Source organism: Xanthomonas sp. D-99 (assembly GCF_017746145.1).
Lineage (GTDB): Bacteria > Pseudomonadota > Gammaproteobacteria > Xanthomonadales > Xanthomonadaceae > Xanthomonas > Xanthomonas cissicola.
Window position 1 is genome coordinate 145267 of sequence record NZ_JAGHWU010000005.1, and the last position, 22030, is coordinate 167296.

16 protein-coding genes and 2 pseudogenes are annotated in these 22030 nt (G+C 65.1%); 7 read left to right on the forward strand and 11 right to left on the reverse strand.

Features of this window, described 5'->3' with window-relative positions:
* Positions 1–8 precede the first annotated feature (8 nt).
* A complete protein-coding gene (locus tag J7360_RS02900; RefSeq protein WP_057660591.1) occupies positions 9–566 on the reverse strand; it encodes a DUF3228 family protein in 558 nt (185 codons plus the stop codon).
* Between the two features lie 234 nt (positions 567–800).
* Positions 801–1346, reverse strand: a complete 546-nt coding sequence (locus tag J7360_RS02905) for a DUF2058 domain-containing protein (RefSeq protein WP_007968732.1) — start codon at positions 1344–1346, stop codon at positions 801–803.
* Between the two features lie 83 nt (positions 1347–1429).
* On the opposite strand from J7360_RS02905, the gene J7360_RS02910 reads away from it, so the two are divergent.
* Positions 1430–1828, forward strand: coding sequence for a hypothetical protein (locus J7360_RS02910; RefSeq protein WP_176215009.1), 399 nt, complete (start codon positions 1430–1432; stop codon positions 1826–1828).
* A gap of 214 nt (positions 1829–2042) precedes the next feature.
* Positions 2043–3413 carry an alpha-amylase family protein gene (locus tag J7360_RS02915; RefSeq protein ID WP_176215010.1) on the forward strand — a complete coding sequence of 457 codons (1371 nt, stop codon included), beginning with the start codon at positions 2043–2045 and terminating at the stop codon, positions 3411–3413.
* 415 nt (positions 3414–3828) lie between these two features.
* Here J7360_RS02915 and J7360_RS02920 read toward each other — a convergent pair whose 3' ends face one another.
* Positions 3829–4764, reverse strand: a complete 936-nt coding sequence (locus J7360_RS02920) for a Gfo/Idh/MocA family oxidoreductase (RefSeq protein WP_007968729.1) — start codon at positions 4762–4764, stop codon at positions 3829–3831.
* A 360-nt stretch (positions 4765–5124) separates the two neighbouring features.
* On the opposite strand from J7360_RS02920, the gene J7360_RS02925 reads away from it, so the two are divergent.
* Complete coding sequence (locus J7360_RS02925) at positions 5125–5529, forward strand: VOC family protein (protein WP_089113052.1); 405 nt, start codon at positions 5125–5127, stop codon at positions 5527–5529.
* Positions 5530–5608: 79 nt separating this feature from the next.
* Here J7360_RS02925 and J7360_RS02930 read toward each other — a convergent pair whose 3' ends face one another.
* Together J7360_RS02930 and J7360_RS02935 are read right to left on the reverse strand one after the other, a co-directional pair.
* The gene (locus J7360_RS02930) at positions 5609–7366 is read right to left on the reverse strand and encodes a S53 family peptidase (RefSeq protein ID WP_057660550.1); all 1758 of its coding nucleotides are present in this window, start codon (positions 7364–7366) and stop codon (positions 5609–5611) included.
* A gap of 241 nt (positions 7367–7607) precedes the next feature.
* Positions 7608–8587, reverse strand: a pseudogene (locus tag J7360_RS02935) (NAD(P)H-quinone oxidoreductase).
* A 712-nt stretch (positions 8588–9299) separates the two neighbouring features.
* Here J7360_RS02935 and J7360_RS02940 point away from each other — a divergent pair.
* The 3 genes and pseudogenes from J7360_RS02940 (at position 9300) to J7360_RS02950 (ending at position 12224) form a co-directional block, all read left to right on the forward strand.
* Positions 9300–10682: pseudogene (locus tag J7360_RS02940) on the forward strand (glycoside hydrolase family 2 TIM barrel-domain containing protein).
* A gap of 39 nt (positions 10683–10721) precedes the next feature.
* Complete coding sequence (gene metF / locus J7360_RS02945) at positions 10722–11549, forward strand: methylenetetrahydrofolate reductase [NAD(P)H] (protein ID WP_005910875.1); 828 nt, start codon at positions 10722–10724, stop codon at positions 11547–11549.
* 45 nt (positions 11550–11594) lie between these two features.
* Positions 11595–12224 (forward strand): hypothetical protein, encoded by a 630-nt coding sequence (locus J7360_RS02950; protein WP_057660554.1) that lies wholly within the window; start codon positions 11595–11597, stop codon positions 12222–12224.
* A 114-nt stretch (positions 12225–12338) separates the two neighbouring features.
* On the opposite strand, the gene J7360_RS02955 is transcribed toward J7360_RS02950, so the two are convergent.
* The 3 genes from J7360_RS02955 to J7360_RS02965 all read right to left on the reverse strand — a co-directional run bounded on the left by J7360_RS02955 (position 12339) and on the right by J7360_RS02965 (position 17458).
* Positions 12339–13286, reverse strand: coding sequence for a Nudix family hydrolase (locus tag J7360_RS02955; protein ID WP_007973163.1), 948 nt, complete (start codon positions 13284–13286; stop codon positions 12339–12341).
* 335 nt (positions 13287–13621) lie between these two features.
* Positions 13622–16360 (reverse strand): preprotein translocase subunit SecA, encoded by a 2739-nt coding sequence (gene secA / locus J7360_RS02960; protein WP_057660556.1) that lies wholly within the window; start codon positions 16358–16360, stop codon positions 13622–13624.
* 156 nt (positions 16361–16516) lie between these two features.
* On the reverse strand, positions 16517–17458 hold the full coding sequence (locus J7360_RS02965) for a M23 family metallopeptidase (RefSeq protein ID WP_007968721.1): 942 nt from the start codon (positions 17456–17458) through the stop codon (positions 16517–16519).
* Here J7360_RS02965 and J7360_RS02970 point away from each other — a divergent pair, their 5' ends adjacent.
* The gene (locus tag J7360_RS02970; protein ID WP_005910885.1) at positions 17459–17905 is read left to right on the forward strand and encodes a DUF721 domain-containing protein; all 447 of its coding nucleotides are present in this window, start codon (positions 17459–17461) and stop codon (positions 17903–17905) included.
* A 185-nt stretch (positions 17906–18090) separates the two neighbouring features.
* Here J7360_RS02970 and lpxC read toward each other — a convergent pair whose 3' ends face one another.
* From lpxC to ftsA, 3 genes are all read right to left on the reverse strand, one after another.
* Complete coding sequence (lpxC, locus tag J7360_RS02975) at positions 18091–19002, reverse strand: UDP-3-O-acyl-N-acetylglucosamine deacetylase (RefSeq protein WP_007968718.1); 912 nt, start codon at positions 19000–19002, stop codon at positions 18091–18093.
* 235 nt (positions 19003–19237) lie between these two features.
* Positions 19238–20476 (reverse strand): cell division protein FtsZ, encoded by a 1239-nt coding sequence (gene ftsZ, locus J7360_RS02980; protein WP_003485270.1) that lies wholly within the window; start codon positions 20474–20476, stop codon positions 19238–19240.
* 294 nt (positions 20477–20770) lie between these two features.
* Positions 20771–22006, reverse strand: coding sequence for a cell division protein FtsA (ftsA, locus tag J7360_RS02985; protein WP_003485272.1), 1236 nt, complete (start codon positions 22004–22006; stop codon positions 20771–20773).
* Between the last annotated feature and the right edge of the window lie 24 nt (positions 22007–22030).

Below are 22030 nucleotides of genomic sequence, written 5' to 3' on the forward strand. Positions count from 1 at the left end.
CGGACGAGTCAGGGCCGCCAGTTCGCGTTCGCTTCCCAGAACGCGACGCTACGCCGATACGCATCGCGGTCCAGCGGCGTACCCGAGCCACCCTCTTCCACGCCCAGGGCATTGCGCAACATGGTGATCGGTGCCATCGGAATCTCGTCCGGCTCTGCGGTGTAGAGACAACCGACCACACCCCAGTCTGCCTCGACGGGCGTGCCTTCCTTGGCCAACTGCTCGCGGCTGTAGAGGATGGGCAGCAGATAGGCGGCCACCGGTGGCTCGACACCTTCGAACCAACGCACCAGCACGGCCAATTCCTGCGTGCTGCGCGCCTCGTAGCCGGAACGCAGCAGGTGCCGGTTGTCATCGGTGATGGGAATGGTGAGGCGGCGGGTCGAAGTCCAGTTGCGGTGCACATGCAATTGGCAAAACGGCGCATAGCCCTCGATCACGCGTAGCGGCGCCTCGTCGTTGAGCCGCTGGATGAACTGCTCAGGCCTGCAGTCCTGGATGGCATTGCGACGCCCATCGCGCGGAAACAGGCGGGCGCGGGCGAACGGGGTCAAGACGATCGACATGAGCAGACTGTGCGGCGACAAAGAGCGCCAGGGTAGCGCGCATGCGTTCGCACGACTACGTTGAATCACCATCAACGACCGCGCGGCGATCGGACTGGCCCGAGTGCTTAGGATGGTTCCCAGCAGTCACCAAGCACCCACCGACAGCATGCAGGTACGCATCACGCAGCGGTGTGGCGCATGCGGTGGAGCTGGATCCGTCTGGCAACCACCCAATGCGGGGGTTCGCCGGCGCTACCAGATCAAATCGTCCGGCACCTTGAACTGGCTGTAGTACTCGTCATCGCTGTCGGGCGCGGCCGGCGCGCTGTTGCGTCCGTGGTCCAGCACCACGGCATCGGCATCGCGGCTGTAAACCTTGTCGGCGGCCGCGCGCGGAATCAGCTCAACACCATCACCGTACCGCACGATCACCAGCGCGCCGCTGGCCAACTGGCTGCGCAACGCCGTGTTCACCAGCACGCTGCGGATCACGCTGCCGTCGTTGAAGCGGTAATCGATCTCGCCTTCGCGCTTGACCTTGTTGGTCTCCACGATCTGCCGCACCTGGGCAAGCACTTCCTGTCGGCGCACCTGCACGTTGCGCTCTTCGGCCAGCGCACGATCGCGCTCGGCACGTTCGGCTTGCAGGCGCGCCGCATCAACCTTGTCCGTCGCCGCCGGCTGCACCGCCGCGCCCTTGGCATGGCGCTGCTTGACCTGTTCGCGTGCAACCTTGTCCACCTGGGCTTTTTTCACCAGGCCGGCCTTGAGCAGCTGTTCTTGCAATGGATTGCGCATCGGGAGGCTGGGGCAGTGGACTGGCGGCTAGTTTAACGCGGCCAGCGCCGCCCCATCGTCGTAGCCGGGCCGAGCCGTTGGCAATGCCGGTGGTCCGGATCGTGGCCGTGCCGCTGCCAGCCGCCCATTCCGGCTTTCGCCGATGCGGTGGGCCATTGACGCGCGGCGCGATACCGGCGAAGCACCTGAGGCACGCGATGGTCACCTTGGCATTGCCGCACAAGGGCGGCGAGGCGTGCAACGGTGACGTGCACGCTGCCGGCAGCAGCGCGAAGCAGCTGACCTATGTCACCAGCGACGGTATGGCGAGATGCCGCCGTCGTACGCGCTGCTTGCCGACGATGAGCTTGGCCTATCGCCAGGCCTTGATTGAGATGGCCGATGCGGTGGATTGCAACGCCCGCATAGTTCACTGCTTTTTTGCGACCAATCGCGCCGTTGGCGCCGAACCCTGCGCCCAGTTTGCCGGACCTCGGCAGTGAATACGTATGCACAACACCAATGCTGCGCCGCGATGCGCGCTTAGCATCACCGCGCGCTGCACACCGTGCGCGCGCTTTCCGGAACAGGGGCCGGAAGCCTTGATGCGGGCATCGCGCAGTGCGCGTCGGCCTGCGCTTACCACTGGAGATCGATCCAATGCGCAACACGCCTGCTCATGCTCCACCTTCACTGATACAACGCAGTGTCCGTCTCTTGCTGACTGCATTGGTCCTGCTGGTGACCACCGCCAATGCGCAGGCCGATGTCATCCTGCACGCCTTCAACTGGCCGTATGCCACCGTCGAAGCCCGCGCCAAGCAGATTGCCGATGCCGGCTATCGCAAGGTATTGGTCGCCCCCGCGTACCGCTCCGAAGGAAGTGCCTGGTGGGCGCGCTATCAACCCCAGGACATCCGCCTGATCGACAATCCGCTCGGCGACACCGCTGCATTCAAGAAGATGGTCCAGGCGCTGGCCAGCAACGGCGTGGAAACCTATGCCGACATCGTGTTCAACCACATGGCCAACGAAGCGGCCACGCGCGCGGACCTCAATTACCCAGGCAGTGCGGTCCTGTCGCAGTACGCCGCAAACCCCGGCCGTTACGATTCGCTGCGCTTGTTCGGCACGCTGCAGTCAAACTTCCTCAGCACCAGCGATTTCGGCCCGGGGCAGTGCATCAGCAACTACAACGACGCTTACCAGGTGCGCAATTACCGCATCTGCGGCGGCGGCAGCGATCCAGGCCTGCCGGATTTGCTGGGCAACGACTGGGTGGTGCAGCAGCAACGCGCCTATCTGCAGGCGCTCAAGAGCATCGGCGTGACCGGCTTCCGGGTGGATGCGGCCAATCACATGACGTTCGACCATCTCAATCGCGTCTTCGATGCCGGCATCCGATCGGGTGTGTATGTCTTCGGCGAAGTGATCACCGGCGGCGGTACGGGCAATGGCGATTACGACCAGTTCCTGGCGCCGTACCTGCAATCCACCCCGCATGCGGCCTACGACTTTCCGCTGTTCAATGCGGTGCGCAACGCGTTCGCCATTGGCGCCAGCATGCAGCAGCTGGTGGATCCAGCCGCGTCCGGACAGGCATTGCCGGGCAATCGCGCCGTGACCTTTGCAGTGACCCACGACATTCCCAACAACGCCGGATTCCGCTATGCGATTCTCGACCCGGTAGATGAAACGCTGGCCTACGCGTACCTGATCGGTCGCAACGGCGGAATGCCGATGCTTTATACCGACAACAACGAAAGTGGCGACAACCGCTGGGTCAACGCCTATCTACGCGACGACCTGCGCCGCATGATCGGCTTCCATAATGGCGTGCAGGGCACCGACATGCAGGTCTTGTCGTCCAGCTCCTGCCACATCCTGTTCCGTCGCGGCAGCCTGGGCATCGTGGGCATCAACAAGTGCGGCAACCCGGTCACCACCACGGTGGGAATGAACAACAGCGTGTTGTACTGGAATGCCGATTACGTGGATGCCTTGGGCTCGGGCAACGTAGTGCGCATTTCCAGTAGTTCCTACACCTTTACGCTGCCGGCGCGTGGCGCGCGCATGTGGCGCCGCTGAGCGGCCATCACAAGATGGCGATGACACGACGTTGCAGTGTTCTCGTCGCTTGAAACGGTGACTGCGACGTGCCTTGCGACTTCGCACGACGATGCTGCAACACGATCAAGACCAGGCACCCGACGCGAACCGGCGTCGGGGCTTCGTTGTTCCTACGAGCTCGCGTCGATCGACTGCGCCAGGATGCCGTTGGGTGCAGCGCACATACGCGCTCGCATCGATGGACCGCTCCACGCGTTGCAGCCGGCGCGTTTCGTGCGGCACCACGCAATGCGGTGGGCGAACGAGGCTGGCAGCGGCGCACGACTTGTGCGCGCCGAACCCAACTTCTGCAGATGGCGTACGGCCGCAGGACTGCTGGCGTTGACTGGCGTTGACCAGCGGTGTTCACCGTTGGGCAAGCGGATTGACCGACCTACCAGGCGAACGGTGCGGTGACCTGGCGTGCGCCGAGCATGAACGCATCTGCCACGTGCACGAATGGTGCAATATCCACTTCCGATTGGCCCGCGCGCACCAGCTGCACGAAGCGCCCATACAAGCCGTCGTATTCGCTGGACGCAGGCAGCGCCTGCAGTTGCCCCTCGATGCGCAACGTGGCTCCGCCTTCGCTGAGCATGAGCATGCCCGCGGTGGTTTCCACTTCGATATCCCAGCGCTGGTGCCCGGTCTGCAGGAAATCGAATTCTGCCGTTACCGGGAGTCCTGCGGTGTCGACGAACGCGAGCCTGGCATACAGCGGCGCCTGACGGTTCTCCGGAGTGTGCAGTTCGGCATCGCGCAGCGCCAAGCTGCGCGGCAGCAGATGGGTCGCGATGGAGAGCGCATTGATGCCGGGGTCGAACACACCCATGCCGCCGGGTTCCAGAATCCAGTCCTGGCCCGGATGCCAGTGGCGAATGTCTTCCTTCCAGGTGATGTGCGCCCGCACGAGTTGCTTGTCGGCCAGCCATGCACGGGCAGGCTCGACACCGGCGGCGCAGCGCGAATGCCAGCTGGTGAACACGGTGCGTTGTGCACGCTGCGCCACGTCTTGCAGATCATGAATTTCGGCGAGCGTGGCGGCCGGCGGTTTTTCCAGAAACACGTGGCGGCCGGCCATCAACGCGGCCTGCGCCAATGCGTGCCGTCCGACCGGTGGTGTGCACAAGGCCACCGCCTCGATCTGCGGCTGGGCGGCAAATGCGTCTTCCAGGGTGTGATAGGCGGGCACACCGTCGACCGTGCCATGCCGGCTCACGGTGGCCACCAGCTGCACATCGTCGCGCGCCGCGATGGTCGGCACGTGCTGGTCGCGGGCGATCTTGCCGATCCCGACAAGGGCAATACGCAATGCGTCTGGATGCTTCATCGAAACCTTCGTGCTGGTAGGAGGTGGCAAGCGGCGCAAGCACCTGCTCACGCACACGGCTTGGGCAACGCTGCAGGGGCGCGATGCGGGGAGCCCACGCGACGGCGCAGTGTAAGGTCAGGGCGCGACCCACCGCGAGACATCGCTCCTGCTTGTTTTGCTATACCTGCGCTGATCGTTGCGTACGGGCCGGCCTGCTTGCACCACCAATGGCGTGGAGGGCTGCAGGCGCACTGGGCACGGCAGCGACGCGTGGCGCCACTGACCACCACGCCACCGACACGCCATTGACGCTGGCCCGCATGCAGACCAGCATCGCCACGGCACGCCGCTGTGCCGTCACCCTTGCAGGCTGCACCGATGTTGCATCACGTTTCGCTGGGCGTTCGCGCAATCGACGCCTCGGCAACCTTTTACGACGCGGCGCTGGGCGCGCTTGGCTATGTGCGGGTGTGGTCGGATCTGGAGCCGGGCACGCGCGACCAGGCGGTCGGCTACGGCAGGCCCGGCGGCGAAGACTGCCTGGCGTTGAAGCAACGTCAGGCCGCACGGTGCGCTCCGGGGGCCGGCTTCCACCTGGCATTTTCGTCCACCGATGCGTCAGCGGTGGACGCCTTCCATCGCGCTGCGCTACAGCACGGCGGCCGCTGCAATGGCGCGCCAGGCTTGCGACCGGACTACGGCGACGATTATTACGCCGCGTTCGTCATCGACCCCGACGGGCACCACATCGAAGCGGTGGTCGCCCGCAAGCCGCCACGCTAGGCGTCAGCATCGTTACCCAAGACCGGAATGGCGGTGGTTGGAGTCCCGCACGCGCGGCACGCTCACCGCGCAGTGAAGGTCATGGCGATGCCTGCGTCAGGAACCGGTCGAAGTCGCCGATGTTCATGCTGCCCCAGCCCGACGCGAAGTCCCAACCGTAGCTCGCGTTGTATCCATCGCGATACAGGCCATTGCTGCCGACCACGACGTCATGGGCGCGCTGCGCATCGTGGCGCTGGCTCGCATACTGATAGATCTGCGGCGCGACGAAGCCCAAATTGGGATGCGACTGCAACAGCCGGGCGATATAGCCGGCGAAGGTCGGGGTAGCGGCACTGGTACCCCACACATACCAGGCAGCCTCGTTACCCTGCGCATCGGTGCCGCGGATCTGCGCACTGCTGTAGAACGAGCCATTGAAGCTGACATCGGGTACCGCGCGGTAGCCGGAGGCCGTCTGCCCCGGCAGCAGGGTGCGCTGCCACTGCGGTGCATAGGCAATCTTGCTGACGCCGCCCTGGCTGAGTTGGCGGCCGACACCGGCATTCCAGACGCGCTCGGAGGCGTAGCTGCCGGGATTGCCGCCCTGGGTCAGCAACTCGGTGGCGCCCACCGCAATCGCGTAGCGGTGCGACGCCGGCCAACCGACCTGGCGCAGGTCCGGGCGCCCCGCCAGCGTATCGTAATAAGGCGCGTTGGCGCGTGCGCTCAGCGGCAGGTAGACGCCGTCGTCGCCGCTGCAGATCACGAAATTCTGCCCCTGGCGCACCGCCTTGGTCAGGCTGGCGTCCATGGCCTGGAAGACCGCGTCGTTGACCTGGATTTCCTGCCCGTAGATCGACATGCTGACCACGCGGGCCAGGTTGTCGTCGGCCGCGCGTGCCATACCATCAATGATGCTCTTCCAGGAAAAATCCGGGATGTTGTAGATGACCAGGCGTTTCAACCCGCCGGCGCTACCGACCAGCAACTGGGTATCCATGTCCCACTCGACTTCGGAATCCTTGCTGGCAGCATTGGACTGATAACCCGGTGCACCGGGGTCGCCCACCATCACTACCGCGACCGGGGTGTGCAGGCCGTGCAGTGCCTGGAAGCTCTGCAGCCGCGCGAGGGTATTTTCCAGATTGCCGGCGGCAATGACCGCGCCGACGATATCGCTGGCCGGTGCCAGCGTATCGGCGCCGTAGGCGCTATTGAGCTCTTCGATGCTGTGGCGCACGACTTCTGCGCCGCTGCTCTTGGCGGCCACCACGGCGCTGCTGTTCAACAACGATGTGCGCGCGGCGGCTAGCGGCGCCCCGTGCGGCGCGACTTTTGCGCCGGCGGTACCGTCCAGGCCAACCACGCCTTGCACCACGGCCTGCAAGCCGGCCGGCACTGCGACCGCGCCCTGCGCGGCGGCAACGCCGACGCGGCCATCGGCACTCACTACACGCAGCGGGGTGCCAAGGGCGGCCTGCAACGCCGCCGCTGTTGCACGGACTTGCAGCAAGCGTCCATCGGTGGCCTGGCGCACATCGGTGATGCCATACCGGCTCAGATAGGCCTTGACCTGCGCGATCGCGCTGGTGGAAGCAGCCGATGCGCGGGCCAGTTGACCGCGCAATAGCGGATCGCCGCCATCGCGCATCAACCACTGCTCCACCGCAGCATGTTGCTGGCGCATGGCCACCTGCGGCTTGAGCACCAATCCCACCTGCAGGATGCGTTGCGGCGCCAGCGCGCCACCGACGCCAAGTTGCGCAGGTGCCTGTTCGGCTGCCTGCGCGATACCGGTCATACCCAGGGCGACGGCGCAGGCCAGGACGGCCTGAGAGAAAGAGCGCGTCATCATTCGTTTGCCGCCATTGATCGTGAGTTAACAGGCTGCGGATTCTCACGAGGCGGCAGTGGTTTCAGACGCAACAGTGCGAACTCTGTGTGCGTGAAACGATGCGGCCGCGAACTGACACGCGAATCTCGTGCCGAGCGCCCTGTCCGATTGCGCGCCAGGGCGCGGCCGCGGCTTGTCGATCGCCGGGCGCACGGCGCCTGCAGCCGCTGGCGCCGATCCTGGCGATGCCAGTGGCTGCGTCCTACATCTCCAGCACCACCTTACCCAGGTGACTGCCCTGCTCCAGGTAACGATGTGCCGCAGCCGCTTCGCTCAGCGGGAAGCGCTTGTCGAGCAACACGCGCAGCTTGCCCTGTTCGATCCAGGGCCACACCACGCGTTCCACTTCTGCGGCCAACCGGGCTTTCTCATCGGCATGGCGCGGGCGCAGCGTCGAGCCGGTAATGACCGCCTGCTTGCGCATCAGCACCGGAATCGGCACCTCGATGGTGGCGCCGGCCTGCGAGGCGATGTAGACGATGCGTCCGCGCGGGTTCAGCGCTTCCAGGGTGTCGGCGAACACCGCAGCGCCCACCATGTCGAGCGCAACGTCCACGCCGCCGTGCGCCTTGGCCACCTCGACAAACGACGCAGTGGTGGAATCGATCGCCACATCGGCGCCCAACTCGCGCGCCTGTGCCGCCTTGCTGGCCGAGCGCGCGGTGGCCAGCACGTGTGCGCGCCCGCCGCCTTGGCCATCTGGATCGCCGTGACGCCGATGCCCGAGGTCGCACCATGCAATAGCAGCCATTGGCCTGCCGCGAGCCGACCGTGTTCGAACAGATTGGCGTAGGCAGTGAAGATGGTTTCCGGCAACGCCGCCGCGTGCACCAGATCCATGCCGGCGGGGATCGGCAGGACGTGACGCGCATCGACGGCGGCGTATTGCGCGTAGCCGCCGCCACCCAGCAGTGCGCACACGCGGTCGCCTACTTTCCAGCGACCGGCCGGTTCGACGATCTCGCCAGCGATTTCCAGTCCCAGCGTCTCCGGTGCGCCAGGCGGCGGCGGATAGTGCCCGGCGCGTTGCAGCAGATCGGGGCGATTGATGCCGGCGGCATGCACGCGGACCAGCACCTGCCCTGGCGCAGGACGCGGGCGCGGTTGCTCGGTGGCGTACAGCGCGTCGGCGTCGCCCTTGCCCTCGCGGATGGCGATGGCGGTCATCGTGGTATCGCTCATGAAGGCGCTCCATGGAAAGTGCGCCCAGTGTAGGCGGGCAGACGTCAACGCCTGGCGCAGATGCACCCCACGGTTTCCAGCAGGCATTGCCGCAGCGGCGGCAAGCGAGCGAGCGATGGTGTGTCTTCGATGACGTCGTGGTGCTCCGTCGTGTTCGAAGGGACAGTGCGCACTGGACAAGCGGTCATCGTCGACAGCATCGCAAGGATGCACGCCCACAATCGGGCGGCTGCAGCCAGGCCATGCACTCGCAATGCAGATGCCGTCTACCTTGTCTTCGTCGAATCGACAGCCGCCAACGCCACATCGCACGCAGTGGTTGGCCGGGTTTCGACGACAGGCCTGAGAAAGGTAACCGCCATGCGGCAACATCGCTCAGCAGCGTGGCGCCATCCACCTTGGGTTGCGCGGCCAATGCAGGCACAAGGTCGTCGACGCTGTGCGCCAACGCGCCCTTAGCCGATGCCAGGATTCGGCGCCAAGCCCACCGCCTCTTCTTGCGTGTCGCATTGCGACCAAATGGCGCGAAATGCTTGCGCTCACCGAATGCGCCGCAGGTTCAAGCACACAAGCGGCGCGCGATTGCAGCCACGATGCCCCAGAACCGGATGCGATTGCCCGCAAGCAACCCCAACCAGGCAGATGCTGCGCGGCCGCCCGCACTTCGGTGTCCCGGCCTATGCTGGTGTCTTGCTGACCACCAGGAGTCGCCATGCAACTGCCATGGAACGCGCGCGTCATCGCCCTCTACATGCTTGCACTATCCGCGAGCACGCAGGTAAGCGCGGCGCAGGTGCGCATTGCGCAGGAAGCACACGGCTACCGCTTGTTGGTGGATGGCGCTCCCTTCGTGATCAAGGGTGCCGGCCTGGGCAATGGCAGCATGGAAACGCTGGCCGCACGCGGGGGCAATGCATTGCGCACCTGGCGCGTGGATCCAGACGCCCAACGCCAGCGCGCCCTGCTCGATCGCGCACAACGCAACGGCCTGAAAGTGGCGGTCGGCATCGAGCTCGGCAACCAGCGACATGGCTTCGATTACGACGATGCAGCGGCGGTAAAACAGCAACTGCAGCGCGTCCTCGCGCAGGTACGGCAATCGGCGGCGCATCCGGCGGTGCTGATGTGGGTGGTCGGTAACGAACTCAATCTGGATTACACCAATCCCAAGGTCTGGAACGCGGTCGGCGAGATCGCCGAGGCGATCCATGCCATCGACCCGGATCATCCGGTCACCACCACGCTGGCCGGTTTCGACAAGCAACTGATCGACCAACTCAAGACGCGCGCCCCGGCACTGGACCTGATCGCCGTGCAGCTTTACGGCGATATCGCAGCGCTGCCGCAGAAGCTGCACGAGAGCGGGTGGCGCGGCCCTTACGTGGTCACCGAGTGGGGCCCCACCGGGCATTGGGAATCGCCGACCACTCGCTGGGGCGCACCGATCGAGGACGACAGCACGCGCAAGGCGCTATTGCTGGAACAGCGCTACCGCAGCTACATCGCCAGCGACACCCGCCAGGGGCTGGGCTCGTTCGTGTTCCTGTGGGGCGACAAGCAGGAGCGCACGCCCACCTAGTATGGCTTGTTCCTGCCGTCGGGCGAGGCCACGCCCAGCGTGGACACATTGCAACTGCTGTGGACCGGCCGGTGGCCGGCCAGCCGTGCGCCGGCGGTGTCGGCACTCACGCTGGCTGGCCAACGCGCTACCGACAGCGTGCGCCTTCGCCCGGGCCAGACCGTGATCGCAAGCATTCGTGCCAGCGGCGCATCCGTACTTCGCTACGACTGGCATGTGCGCACCGAAAGCACCGCGCGCAGCATCGGTGGCGATCCCGAGACGCTGCCACCGCTGGTCGATGCCGCCATTGCGCCAAACCGCGTGGCCGGTGATCGCAGCGGCGCACGCGGTACGGCCGAGGAGGTGCGTTTGATCGCGCCAGCGCCGGGCAACTACCGTTTGTTTGTGGAAGTGCGCGATAACGCCGGCCGCGCCGGCTATGCCAACCTGCCGTTCCGCGTGCTGCCGCCCTCGCCCGCCCCGCGAAAAGGCGCGTCGGAACCGTCGCAGCAAGATATGCATTCATCGCGATGAAGCGATATTATCTCCAGACGATCCGCCGGAACCGCCGCGATGACGCATCTCAGTTTCGAGTTCTATCCGCCCAAGACCGATGATCAGCGCGCGCAACTGGACCGCACCGCAGCCAGGTTGAAGGGCTACGCGCCGGAGTACGTGTCGTGCACCTTCGGCGCCGGCGGCTCCACGCTCAGCTACACCTCCGAAACGGTGCGCCACCTCAAGCAGAAGCATGGCTTCGAAGCGGCGCCGCATCTGTCCTGCGTCGGCGGCAGCCGGCAGGAGATCCGCGAGCTGCTCAAGCTGTATCGCGCCATCGGCTGCACCCGCATCGTCGCGCTGCGTGGCGACCTGCCCTCGGGCATGGGCCATCCCGGCGACCTGCGTTACGCCTCGGACCTGATCGCCTTCATCCGCGCCGAACACGGCGATGCGTTCCGGATCGAGGTCGGCGCCTATCCGGAAACCCATCCGCAGGCGGCCGACGCGCTCAGCGACCTGCGCTATTTCAAGGCCAAGGTCGATGCCGGCGCCGATGCGGCCATCACCCAGTATTTCTACAACGCCGATGCCTACTTTCATTTCCGCGACGCAGTGCAGCGGATGGGCGTGGAGATACCGATCATTCCCGGCATCATGCCGATCTCCAATTTCTCGCAGCTGCGGCGGTTTTCCGAGCAGTGCGGCGCAGAGATTCCACGCTGGATCGGCAAGAAGATGCAGTCCTACGGCGACGACGCCGACGCGGTGCGCGCCTTCGGCGCAGAGGTCGTGGCGGCCTTGTGCGAGCGCCTGATCGCAGGCGGCGCGCCGGCATTGCATTTCTACACCCTCAATCTGGCCAAGCCGACCACGCAGGTGTTGCAGCTGCTCGGACGCTGAGCACCTGCTTCGCATTCCAGTCCTCGCCCTCGCACACCCGCGCGCATGCATGTCGCCAGCTCACACGCGCCCGGCTACGCTGCGCCGATGCATCGCCTTCTGCCCCTGGTGTTCTCGCTCTGCGCCTGTCCCGCCGCGCGCGTGCAGGCGCAGGAAATCCATCGCTGCGTCGCGCCGGACGGGCAAACCCTGTTCACCGACCGGCGCTGCGAAGACGTCGGCGCGGCCAGCCGCGCACCGCCTGCCATCCGCCCGCAGGGCAGTACCGGCCTGTATCGCTACGGCTGCCCGCGGCGGCTGAGCGAACTGGTGTCGTTGCTGCAACTGGCGGTCGACAGCCGCGACGTCAACCGCCTGTCCAGCCTGTATCTATGGAGCGGACAATCCGATGCCGCCGCCAATCAGGTGCTGAGCCGCCTGGAAGCCATCGTGCAGCGCCCATTGCTGGACATCGTGCCGATGTATCCGCAAAGCGACACCCCGACCTGGGACGCCGACACCACCACGCCCACACCGTCGCTGGATGGCAGCGCCATCGACGCGCCGCTCCCTACTCCGCCCAGCCGCCCGCGCCCCTGGGGACTGCGGCTGGAACAGAACCTCGCCAGCGGCACGCCGGCGCGCAGCGTGCTGCGGCTACGCCGGCAATACAACTGCTTCTGGGTGACGTTCTAGCGGCGTCTGCGTGGCATCGGGGCTGCGCGCGCAACCACCGCTGGATCGCTGTACGCCGCGGCAGGTAGCGAGGGCATTGCGCTGGCGGTTCGGCGGTCAGACGCTGCGGTGCACTCATTGCGGCCAGAGCGCGCGGATCGCCGCGATGCCCTGGCCGCCATGCGAGCGCGCCTTCCGCACATCTTCGATCTGCATGCCGCCGAGCGCGTAGATCGGCAGCGAGACCTGTTCGCGCAAGGTCTCGAAACCGTCCCAGCCGATGGGTGTGGCGCCCGGATGCGATGCGGTCGCCTGCACCGGGCCCAGCACCGCGAAGTCGCAGCCGATCCGTTGGGCGTGGCGCAAGTCGTCCAAGCCATGACATGACGCAGCCACGAGTTGCTCTGCGGGCAGCGGGCGTTCCTGCAAACCGGCCAGCTGCTCCGATCCCAGATGCACGCCGATACCAAGATCCGCGGCCTGGGCGATATCGCGATTGAGCAACAGTTGCGCACGCGCGCGGCCACGCAAGCGCATCGCCTGCTGCAACAGCGCCTGCCAACGCGCAGGCGCAAGCTGCCGCGCACGTAGCTGGATCCGCGTGATCCCGTTGTGCAATGCGAGCTCCAGGCCCTCCAGCCAGCGCGCGTCGTCCTCCGGTTCGGGCGTGATCAGGTAACGGTCGGGCTGACGTAGCGCGCCCACCACCGGCACGTCGGCCGGCGGCATCGAATAACGCGCCAGCTTGTCTGCCGCCACCCAGGTCATGGCCTGCCCTTCGCGGCCGCGCGGGCTGCCTTTCCAGCTCGTGATATGACGCACTTCCAGGCGCAGCCGCTTGTCCGGATAGAGCTGCGGCACATCCATCACCCAATCGCCCACCTGCGCCTCGATGCCGAGCTCTTCGTTGAGCTCGCGCACCAGCGCTTGTTCGGAGGTCTCGCCAGGCTCGCGCTTGCCGCCCGGAAATTCCCACAGGCCAGGCATGTCGCGAGTTTCGGTGCGGCGGGTGAGCAGGATGCGCCCGCGTGGGTCGGTGATCACGCCGGCAACGACGTGAATGGATCGAAGAGAATCAGGCATGGCTGCAAGAGTGCCGCGAGTGGGCCGTTCGGCGCAATGAGGCCGGGACGCGGGATTCGGGATTGGCTAACGCAGGCGTTGCACAGGTATCGCCAATACCAATGCCGAATCCCAAAGTCCTAATCTCCGCCTCAGCGGCGAACCAACGCCGCACTTACCGCCCAACTCCCCGACTAGCAAAAAACTATCGCCGTATTCCGAAAGCAAAGCCCCCTTGGTAAGGGGGGCGCGCCGAAGGCGCAGGGGATCGGAAGCAGCACCGTGAGCCCGCTATCCGCAACGCGGATAGCGGGTGAGCAGCCCGCAAAGCGGGCTGCTCCACGGTCAACTCAGCATCAGCTGAGTTGACCGTGGCAGTGCTTGTACTTCTTGCCGCTGCCGCAGGGGCATGGGTCGTTGCGGCCCACCTTGGGTTCGTCGCGAGTGACCTGCGAGACCGGGACCGGCGCGTTGCCGCCCTGCATCTGCTCCACTTCCTCGTCGGCACCGTAGCCGCCCGCCTCCTGGTGCTGGAATTGCGAGGCCATCAAGCGCGCCTGCGCCTGCAGCCGTTCCTGCTCTTCCAGTTCGGCCACTTCTTCTTCGCTGCGAATGCGCACGCGCGCCAGCAAATTGATCACCTCGCGCTGGACGTTCTCCAGCATCTCGGAGAACAGCTCGAAGGCTTCCTTCTTGTATTCCTGCTTGGGCTGCTTCTGCGCATAACCGCGCAGATAGATGCCCTGGCGCAGGTAATCCATCTTGGCAAGATGCTCCTTCCAGCCCTGGTCCAGCACGGTCAGCATCACGTGCTTTTCCAGCGCGCGCATGGTGTCCGCGCCGATGGCGGCCTCCTTCTCGGCGAAGTGCGCATCCACCGCTGTCTGCACCTTGGCAGCGATCTGCTCGGCATCGATTTCTTCCTGCGCGCGCACCATGTCTGTCAGCGACAAGGTCATGCCCAGCTCCGACTCCAGCGTGGCCTCCAGGCCCTTCAGGTCCCACTGTTCGTCGACCGAATTGGGCGGCACGAAGCGTGCGACCAGGTCGTAGATCACATCGCCGCGAATGCCGTCGACATTGTCCTTGACCGACTCGGCGTCCAGCAATTCGTCGCGCTGTGCGTAGATCACCTTGCGCTGGTCGTTGTTGACGTCGTCGAAATCCAGCAGGTTCTTGCGAATGTCGAAATTATGCGCTTCCACCTTGCGCTGCGCCTTTTCGATCTGCCGGCTGACCAGGCGATCTTCAATGACGTCGTCTTCCTTCATGCCCATCATGCGCATCGCCTTCTGGACCCAGTCCGAGGCGAAGATGCGCATCAGATTGTCTTCCAGCGACAGATAGAAGCGCGACGAACCCGGGTCGCCCTGACGACCGGCGCGGCCGCGCAGCTGGTTGTCGATACGCCGCGATTCGTGGCGTTCGGTACCGATGATGTGCAGGCCGCCAGCCGCCTTGACCGCGTCATGACGACGCTGCCAGTCGGTCTTGATCTTGAAGCGCGCGTCTTCGGTGGCGTCTTCGCCGAGGGCGTGATACTCCGATTCCAGCGAACCGCCCAGCACGATATCGGTACCACGACCGGCCATATTGGTGGCGATGGTCACCGCGCCAGGCTGGCCGGCGTTGGCCACGATGGTGGCCTCGCGCTCGTGCTGCTTGGCGTTGAGCACTTCGTGCTTCACCCCGGCCTTGCGCAGATGCTCGGACAGCATCTCCGAGGTCTCGATCGAGGTGGTACCCACCAGCACCGGCTGGCCGCGCTTGGCGCAGTCTTCGATGTCGGCCAGCACCGCATTGAACTTGCCCTTGCGGTTGAGGAACACCTGGTCCGGATGATCCTTACGCACGGTCGGGCGGTTGGTCGGAATCACCACCACTTCCAGGCCGTAGATGCTCTGGAATTCGTAGGCTTCGGTATCGGCCGTACCGGTCATGCCGGACAGCTTCTTGTACATGCGGAACAGGTTCTGGAAGGTGATGCTGGCCAGGGTCTGGTTCTCGCGCTGTACCGGCACGCCTTCCTTCGCTTCGACCGCCTGATGCAGGCCGTCCGACCAGCGACGCCCGGACAGCGTACGGCCGGTGAATTCGTCCACGATCACCACTTCGCCATCGCGCACGATGTAATCCACATCGCGCTGATAGATGGCATGCGCGCGCAGCGCCGCGTTGAGGTGGTGCACCACGCTCAGGTTCTGCGCGGCATACAGCCCGTCTTCGGCGTTTTCCAGGATGCCGGCCTGCAACAGCAACTCTTCGGCGTGGCCCATGCCCGCCTCGGACAGATGCACCTGCTTGCCCTTTTCGTCGATCCAGAAATCGCCTTCGCCTTCTTCGCTTTCCTGCCGGGTCAGCTGCGGCACGATGCGATTGACGCGGATGTACAGCTCCGGCGACTCGTCGGCCGGGCCGGAGATGATCAGCGGGGTGCGTGCTTCGTCGATCAGGATCGAGTCGACCTCGTCGACGATCGCGTAATGCAGGGTGCGCTGGTAACGGTCGGCGCGCGACAGCGCCATGTTGTCGCGCAGGTAATCGAAGCCGAATTCGTTATTGGTGCCGTAGGTGATGTCCGCGCCGTAGGCCTCGCGCTTGTCGCTGTGCGGCATGCCCGGATACACCACGCCCACGCTCAGGCCCAGCCAGTTGTACAGCTTGCCCATCTGCGCAGCGTCGCGGCGCGCCAGGTAGTCGTTGACCGTAACCACATGCACGCCCTCGCCCTGCAGCGCGTTGAGGTACACCGGCAGCGTGGCCACCAGGGTCTTGCCTTCGCCGGTGCGCATCTCGGCGATCTTGCCCAGGTGCAACACCATGCCGCCGATCAGCTGCACATCGTAATGGCGCATGCCCAGCACGCGTCGGCTGGCCTCGCGGCATACCGCGAAGGCTTCGGGAAGAATCTTGTCCAGGGACTCGCCGGCGGCAAGCCGCTGCTTGAACTCCGGAGTCTTGGCTTGCAGCTCGGCGTCGGAGAGCTTCTCGATCGTCGGCTCCAGCGCATTGATCTGGGTGACGAGGCGGTTGAGCTGGCGCAGCTGGCGTTCGTTACGACTGCCAAAGACACGGGTAAGCAGACTGTTGATCATTGAAGAAACCGGTTGAAAAGGAACGGTTTGACCGACGCCGGTCCCCACAGACCCGACCGCCGTAAACGAAACAGGGCGCACTGCGCCCTGTCGATGGCAACACCCTATTGTAGCTTGGGGCGGGCCTTCACGAATCAAGCGCGGCCCGCGCCCTCGTCAACCACGCCCCTGACGTCCCACCGGCGTGGTTTCCCCCAGGAATTTGCGCGGATTGACCACGCGCCCGTCCGCCCACACCTCGAAATGCACGTGTGCACCGGTGGAGCGGCCGCTGGAACCGGCACGGGCGACCTGCTGGCCGGCGCGCACCAGATCGCCCACCTTCACCACCAGGCGCGAGTTGTGCGCGTAGCGGGTCACATAGCCGTTGCCGTGATCCACTTCGACCACGTTGCCGTAACCGCCGCGTACGCCGGCGTAGCTGACCACGCCATCGGCAACCGACAGCACCGGGTCGCCCACGTTGGCATGGAAGTCCACGCCCTTGTGGAAGGCCGAACCGCCGTCGAACGGGTCGGCGCGACCGCCGAAACCGGAGGTGATGTAGGTGTTGCGGATCGGCATCCGCGAGGGCACCGAATTCTGCTCCAGCTGATGATCGAACATCAGCGAGGCCAACACGTTCAATTGCTGGCCCGAGGCGGAGAACTGCTGCTCCACCTGCCCTAGCGTTTCCTTGAAGTCTTGCACCGGCATGTCGCTGACCGGCTCATCGCCGCCACCGACGCCGACCGGCTCGTCGAAGTCGAACTCGCCGTCCTTCAACTTGCCCATTTCGGTGAGGCGCTCGCCCAACGCGTTGAGGCGGGTGGCCTGCGCCTGCAGCTCGCCCAGACGGGCGGCCAGCGCATTGACCTGCGCCTGCGAGGCGCGCTGCGCCTGGGCCAGCTCGACCTGCTGCTGCGCAACCTTGGCCTGCAGCGCCGAATTGGTCACCATGCCCGTGGCGGTGCTTGCACCGACGCCGATCAACATGCCCAGGCCCAGCACCGCGCCAAGCACCACCATCGGTCGATCCGCTGCAAAGTCCTGGAACTGTCGGGCCACACGCTGCGCCCGGGTCTGCCGCGATTTGATTACAACTTTGTTCAACGCCATATGAGTGTCATGTCCAAGCCCAAGTCCAACGCACGCAACCCTTCCACTCCACAACCGGCCATCGAGGCCGCGCTGGGGGAAAAGGCTGGCGACCCCTTGCGCCGAGCCTTGTGGCTCGATGCGCTGGACCGGCAGTTGCGCCCCCTGTTACCACCTCATCTGTCCACCCGTTGCCGGTTGGCCAATGTCCGAGGCGAACAGCTCGTTTTTCTGGTGGATTCGCCGGTCTGGCACGCCAAGGTGCGGCTTGCCGAAACCCAAATCCTGGATGCCGCCCGATCCGTCGGACTGAAGGCCACCGCGGTGACCGTCAAGACCGCAACCGTGCCGCTGCATTCCCCAACGCAGCAGAACCGCGACCGTCCCAAACCTGTATCCGAGGCGACGCACAAAGGCTTGCGCGACGCGTTGGCTTCTCTGCAGGACGTCTTACCGACCAAACGGTGAAGCCTCGCCGCCCATCCGGGGCGGCCGCCAGTGCGTGAAAGAGTTGCGAAGACCGCACATGACCCGACGCATCCTAGCGGGCATGTGGCCCGCAGGAGTTAGAGAAGCCTTAAATAAATGTTAAGAACGGGCCGGAAATACGACCGGGTTCACACTTCGAACGCCAACCAGGGCATTCCCTGAGATCAAGCGTAGACAGGGCTGGCGTAGGTCACCGGCGGCTGCTCGGTGCCTTCCGGGAAGCTGACCCATTCCCAGGCGGCCTGGTCGGCCAACAGCGCACGCACCAGTTTGTTGTTGAGGGCATGGCCGGATTTGAAGCCTTCATAGGCGCCGAGGATGGCGCCGCCAGCCAGATACAGGTCGCCGATGGCGTCCAGAATCTTGTGCCGGACGAATTCGTTGGTGTAGCGCAGGCCGTCTTCGTTGAGCACGCGGAACTCGTCCAGCACGATGGCGTTGTCCATCGAGCCGCCCAGGCCCAGATTGCGCTCGCGCATGTACTCCAGGTCGCGCATGAAACCGAAGGTGCGCGCGCGCGAGATTTCCTTGACGTAGGCCGAGGTGGAAAACTCGATTTCCTGGCGCGACTGCTTGGCCGGAATCATCGGGTGATTGAATTCGATGGTGAAGCCGAGCTTGTAGCCCTCGTAGGGCTCAAAGCGGGCCACCTTGTCGCCGTCGCGCACTTCCACGGTCTGCCTGATCCGGATGAAGCGCTTGGGCTTGTTCTGTTCGACGATGCCTGCCGACTGCAGCAGGAACACGAACGGGCCGGACGAGCCATCCATGATCGGCAACTCGGCCGAGGACAGTTCGACGATGACGTTGTCCACACCCAGGCCCGCCAATGCGGACATCAGATGTTCGACGGTCTGGATCTTGGCGCCGTTGCAGGTCAGCCCGGTGCACAGCGTGGTCTCGGTGACCAGTTCGGCATCTGCGGGGACTTCGACGACCGGTTCCAGGTCCACCCGTCGGAACACCACGCCATGATCGACCGGAGCCGGCCGTAACGTCATGTACACCTTGTCGCCGCTGTGCAGGCCGACGCCGGTGGCGCGAATGGTGTTCTTGAGAGTGCGTTGCTGGGTCATATGCGAAGTCTGGATGAACAATGCAGACAGACGCTGAACCGACTGTCTAATCCGCTGAGATTATCCGAATTTTAACAAGTCGCGCGTGACGGCAACCGTAATCAGTCAGTCACGCGATGACAAAAGCTGCTGGGTCGGCCCCGACCCGGCAGAAATGACATGACATGGCAGTGCAACCCGAAGCGGGCTTCGGGCAGGGCGGGCTGCGCCACCGTAGCGACGCAGCCGGCGCTCCTCAGTCGGCCTGGCGGCGCAAGAACGCCGGGATATCCAGGTAATCGTTGGGCAGGTCTGCCGCCGGTGTCGAGGAGCCACCGCTGTTGTGGCTGCCGCTGCCGACCGAGTCGCTGCTCGGACGACGCAGGCCCAGCCCCATGCTGCCGCCGACCGCCTTGGAGACCGCGTCGCCGCTGGTGGTGTCGAAGTCGCCGAATTCCGGCTGGCCGGTGGTGGCATTGCGCACCAGCTTGATCGGTGCACGCTGATCCGGACGCTGGGTCTGACGGGCAACCGCACGGTTCAGGCCGGTGGCCACCACGGTCACGCGCACTTCGTCCTGCATGTCCGGGTCGAGTACGGTACCGACGACCACGGTGGCATCTTCCGACGCGAAGGCTTCGATGGTGCGGCCGATCTCGTCGAACTCGGACATGGTGAAGTCCGGGCCGGCGGTGATGTTGACCAGGATGCCATTGGCACCGGCCAGGTTCACATCGTCCAGCAGCGGGTTCTGGATGGCGGCTTCGGCAGCGGCCTGCGCGCGATCATCGCCGCGTGCCGAACCGGTGCCCATCATGGCCAGACCCATTTCCGACATCACGGTGCGCACGTCGGCGAAGTCGACGTTGATCAGGCCGGGGCGCACGATCAGGTCGGCGATGCCCTGCACGGCGCCCTGCAGCACGTCATTGGCTGCGCGGAACGCCTGGATCATAGTGGCGTTGCGGCCCAGCACGGTGATCAGCTTTTCATTGGGGATGGTGATCAGCGAGTCGCAATGCTGGCTCAGTTCCTCGATGCCCTTCAGCGCCACCTGCATGCGACGACGGCCTTCGAACGGGAATGGCTTGGTGACCACGGCCACGGTCAGGATGCCCATCTCCTTGGCCAGCTGCGCCACCACCGGTGCGGCGCCGGTGCCGGTGCCGCCGCCCATGCCGGCGGTGATGAAGACCATGTCCGCACCCTGCAGCGCGTCCATGATGCGCTCGCGATCTTCCAGCGCAGCCTGACGGCCGACTTCCGGATTGGCGCCTGCGCCCAGGCCCTTGGTGACGTTGGTGCCGAGCTGCAGCTGCAGCTTGGCGCCGCAGTTCTTGATCGCCTGCGAGTCGGTGTTGGCGGTGATGAATTCCACGCCATCGACGTTGGTGTTGACCATGTGCGCGACGGCATTGCCACCGCCGCCGCCGACGCCAACCACCTTGATGACCGCGTTGGGAGCCATTTTTTCAATCAGTTCGAAATGTGCCATGTCAGTGTCCTCTTGAGCCGGGATTGGGGAATGGGGATTGGGGAGTCGCAAAAGCGCTGGTCCCTGCCCCACTCCGCATCACGGCGAGTGTTGTTGTTTGAAAGTCGGGATTCGTGTGCCTGGGCCATGGATGCGCTGTTGCGCTCTACGACTCACCGCACCTACTCCTCGACGCAATGCCTGCAAAAAATTTTACCGCCTACCCGCTCGCCGCTCTCCACTTAATCGTTGCTGCCACTCTGCTTTTCTTTCGCTCTTGCCAATCCCGAATCCCGAATTCCAAATCCCGGCGCCTCAGAATTCCCCGCGATACCAATTCTTCAATTTCTTGAACAGGCTGCCTGCGCGCCCGGTCGGAATCGATGGCCGGCGCGGGTGTTCGATCTGGCTGCCCATCAGCAACAGGCCAACGCCGGAGGCGTGCACCGGGTTGCCGACGACTTCGCCCAGGCCGGTGACGTGCTGCGGGATGCCCACGCGCACCGGCATCTGCAGCATTTCTTCGGCCAGTTCCACCACGCCTTCCATCTTCGAGGCGCCGCCGGTGAGCACCATGCCGGCGCGCACCATTTCCTCGAAACCGGAGCGGCGCAGTTCGGCCTGCACCATCTCGAAGATTTCTTCGTAACGGCCCTGTACTGCCTGCGCGAGTGCGTGGCGCGGCATGCGTCGCGGCGGGCGGTCGCCCACCGAGGGCACCTGGATGCTTTCTTCGGCGGTGGCCAGCTGCGCCAGCGCGCAGGCGTAGCGGACCTTGATCTGCTCGGCTTCCGGCGTGGGCGTGCGCAGCATGTGCGCGATGTCGTTGGTGACGTGGTCGCCGGCGATCGGCAACGAAGCGGTGTGGCAGATCGCGCCTTGCACGTACACCGCCAGATCGGTGGTGCCGGCGCCGATATCCACCAGCACCACGCCCAGCTCGCGTTCGTCGGCGGTCAACACCGCCACCGACGATGCCAGCGACGACAGCACCAGATCGTCGACCTGCAGGCCGCACTTCTGTACGCACTTGGTGATGTTGGCCGCCGCCGACTGCGCGCACACCACCAGGTGCGCATGCACCTCCAGGCGCACGCCGGTCATGCCGACCGGGTTGCGGATGCCTTCCTGCGAATCGTCCAGCACGTACTCGCGCGGAATCGCATGCAGGATGCGCTGATCGGCCGGAATGGCCACGGCCTTGGCGGCATCGAGCACGCGCTCCAGATCGCTCCAGGTCACTTCGCCATCGCGGATCGGCACGATGCCGGGGGAGTTCTTGCACTGCACGTGGTTGCCGGAAATCGAGGCGTACACCGAGCGGATCTCGCAGCCGGCCATCAGCTCGGCCTCTTCCACCGCGCGCTGGATCGACTGCACGGTGGATTCGATATCCACCACCACGCCGCGCTTGAGACCGCGCGATTCATGCGAACCGATGCCAATCACTTCGATCGGATTGCCGGGCGAGTATTCGCCGACCAGCGCGACGACCTTGGAGGTGCCGATGTCCAGTCCAACGATGAGGGATTTGTCGCCTTTGCGGTTCATGTCTTAAAGCCGGGATTCGAGATT

Excerpts from the sequence above, each read along its gene's own strand:
- J7360_RS02930 (WP_057660550.1), bottom strand. The coding sequence starts at position 7,366 with ATGATGACGCGCTCTTTCTCTCAGGCCGTCCTGGCCTGCGCCGTCGCC.
- J7360_RS02955 (WP_007973163.1), bottom strand. The coding sequence starts at position 13,286 with ATGCCTGATTCTCTTCGATCCATTCACGTCGTTGCCGGCGTGATCACC.
- J7360_RS02910 (WP_176215009.1), top strand. The coding sequence starts at position 1,430 with ATGCCGGTGGTCCGGATCGTGGCCGTGCCGCTGCCAGCCGCCCATTCC.
- J7360_RS02965 (WP_007968721.1), bottom strand. The coding sequence starts at position 17,458 with ATGGCGTTGAACAAAGTTGTAATCAAATCGCGGCAGACCCGGGCGCAG.
- secA (WP_057660556.1), bottom strand. The coding sequence starts at position 16,360 with ATGATCAACAGTCTGCTTACCCGTGTCTTTGGCAGTCGTAACGAACGC.
- J7360_RS02920 (WP_007968729.1), bottom strand. The coding sequence starts at position 4,764 with ATGAAGCATCCAGACGCATTGCGTATTGCCCTTGTCGGGATCGGCAAG.
- J7360_RS02900 (WP_057660591.1), bottom strand. The coding sequence starts at position 566 with ATGTCGATCGTCTTGACCCCGTTCGCCCGCGCCCGCCTGTTTCCGCGC.
- J7360_RS02905 (WP_007968732.1), bottom strand. The coding sequence starts at position 1,346 with ATGCGCAATCCATTGCAAGAACAGCTGCTCAAGGCCGGCCTGGTGAAA.
- lpxC (WP_007968718.1), bottom strand. The coding sequence starts at position 19,002 with ATGACCCAGCAACGCACTCTCAAGAACACCATTCGCGCCACCGGCGTC.
- J7360_RS02925 (WP_089113052.1), top strand. The coding sequence starts at position 5,125 with ATGTTGCATCACGTTTCGCTGGGCGTTCGCGCAATCGACGCCTCGGCA.
- J7360_RS02950 (WP_057660554.1), top strand. The coding sequence starts at position 11,595 with ATGCATGTCGCCAGCTCACACGCGCCCGGCTACGCTGCGCCGATGCAT.
- ftsZ (WP_003485270.1), bottom strand. The coding sequence starts at position 20,476 with ATGGCACATTTCGAACTGATTGAAAAAATGGCTCCCAACGCGGTCATC.
- metF (WP_005910875.1), top strand. The coding sequence starts at position 10,722 with ATGACGCATCTCAGTTTCGAGTTCTATCCGCCCAAGACCGATGATCAG.
- J7360_RS02970 (WP_005910885.1), top strand. The coding sequence starts at position 17,459 with ATGAGTGTCATGTCCAAGCCCAAGTCCAACGCACGCAACCCTTCCACT.
- ftsA (WP_003485272.1), bottom strand. The coding sequence starts at position 22,006 with ATGAACCGCAAAGGCGACAAATCCCTCATCGTTGGACTGGACATCGGC.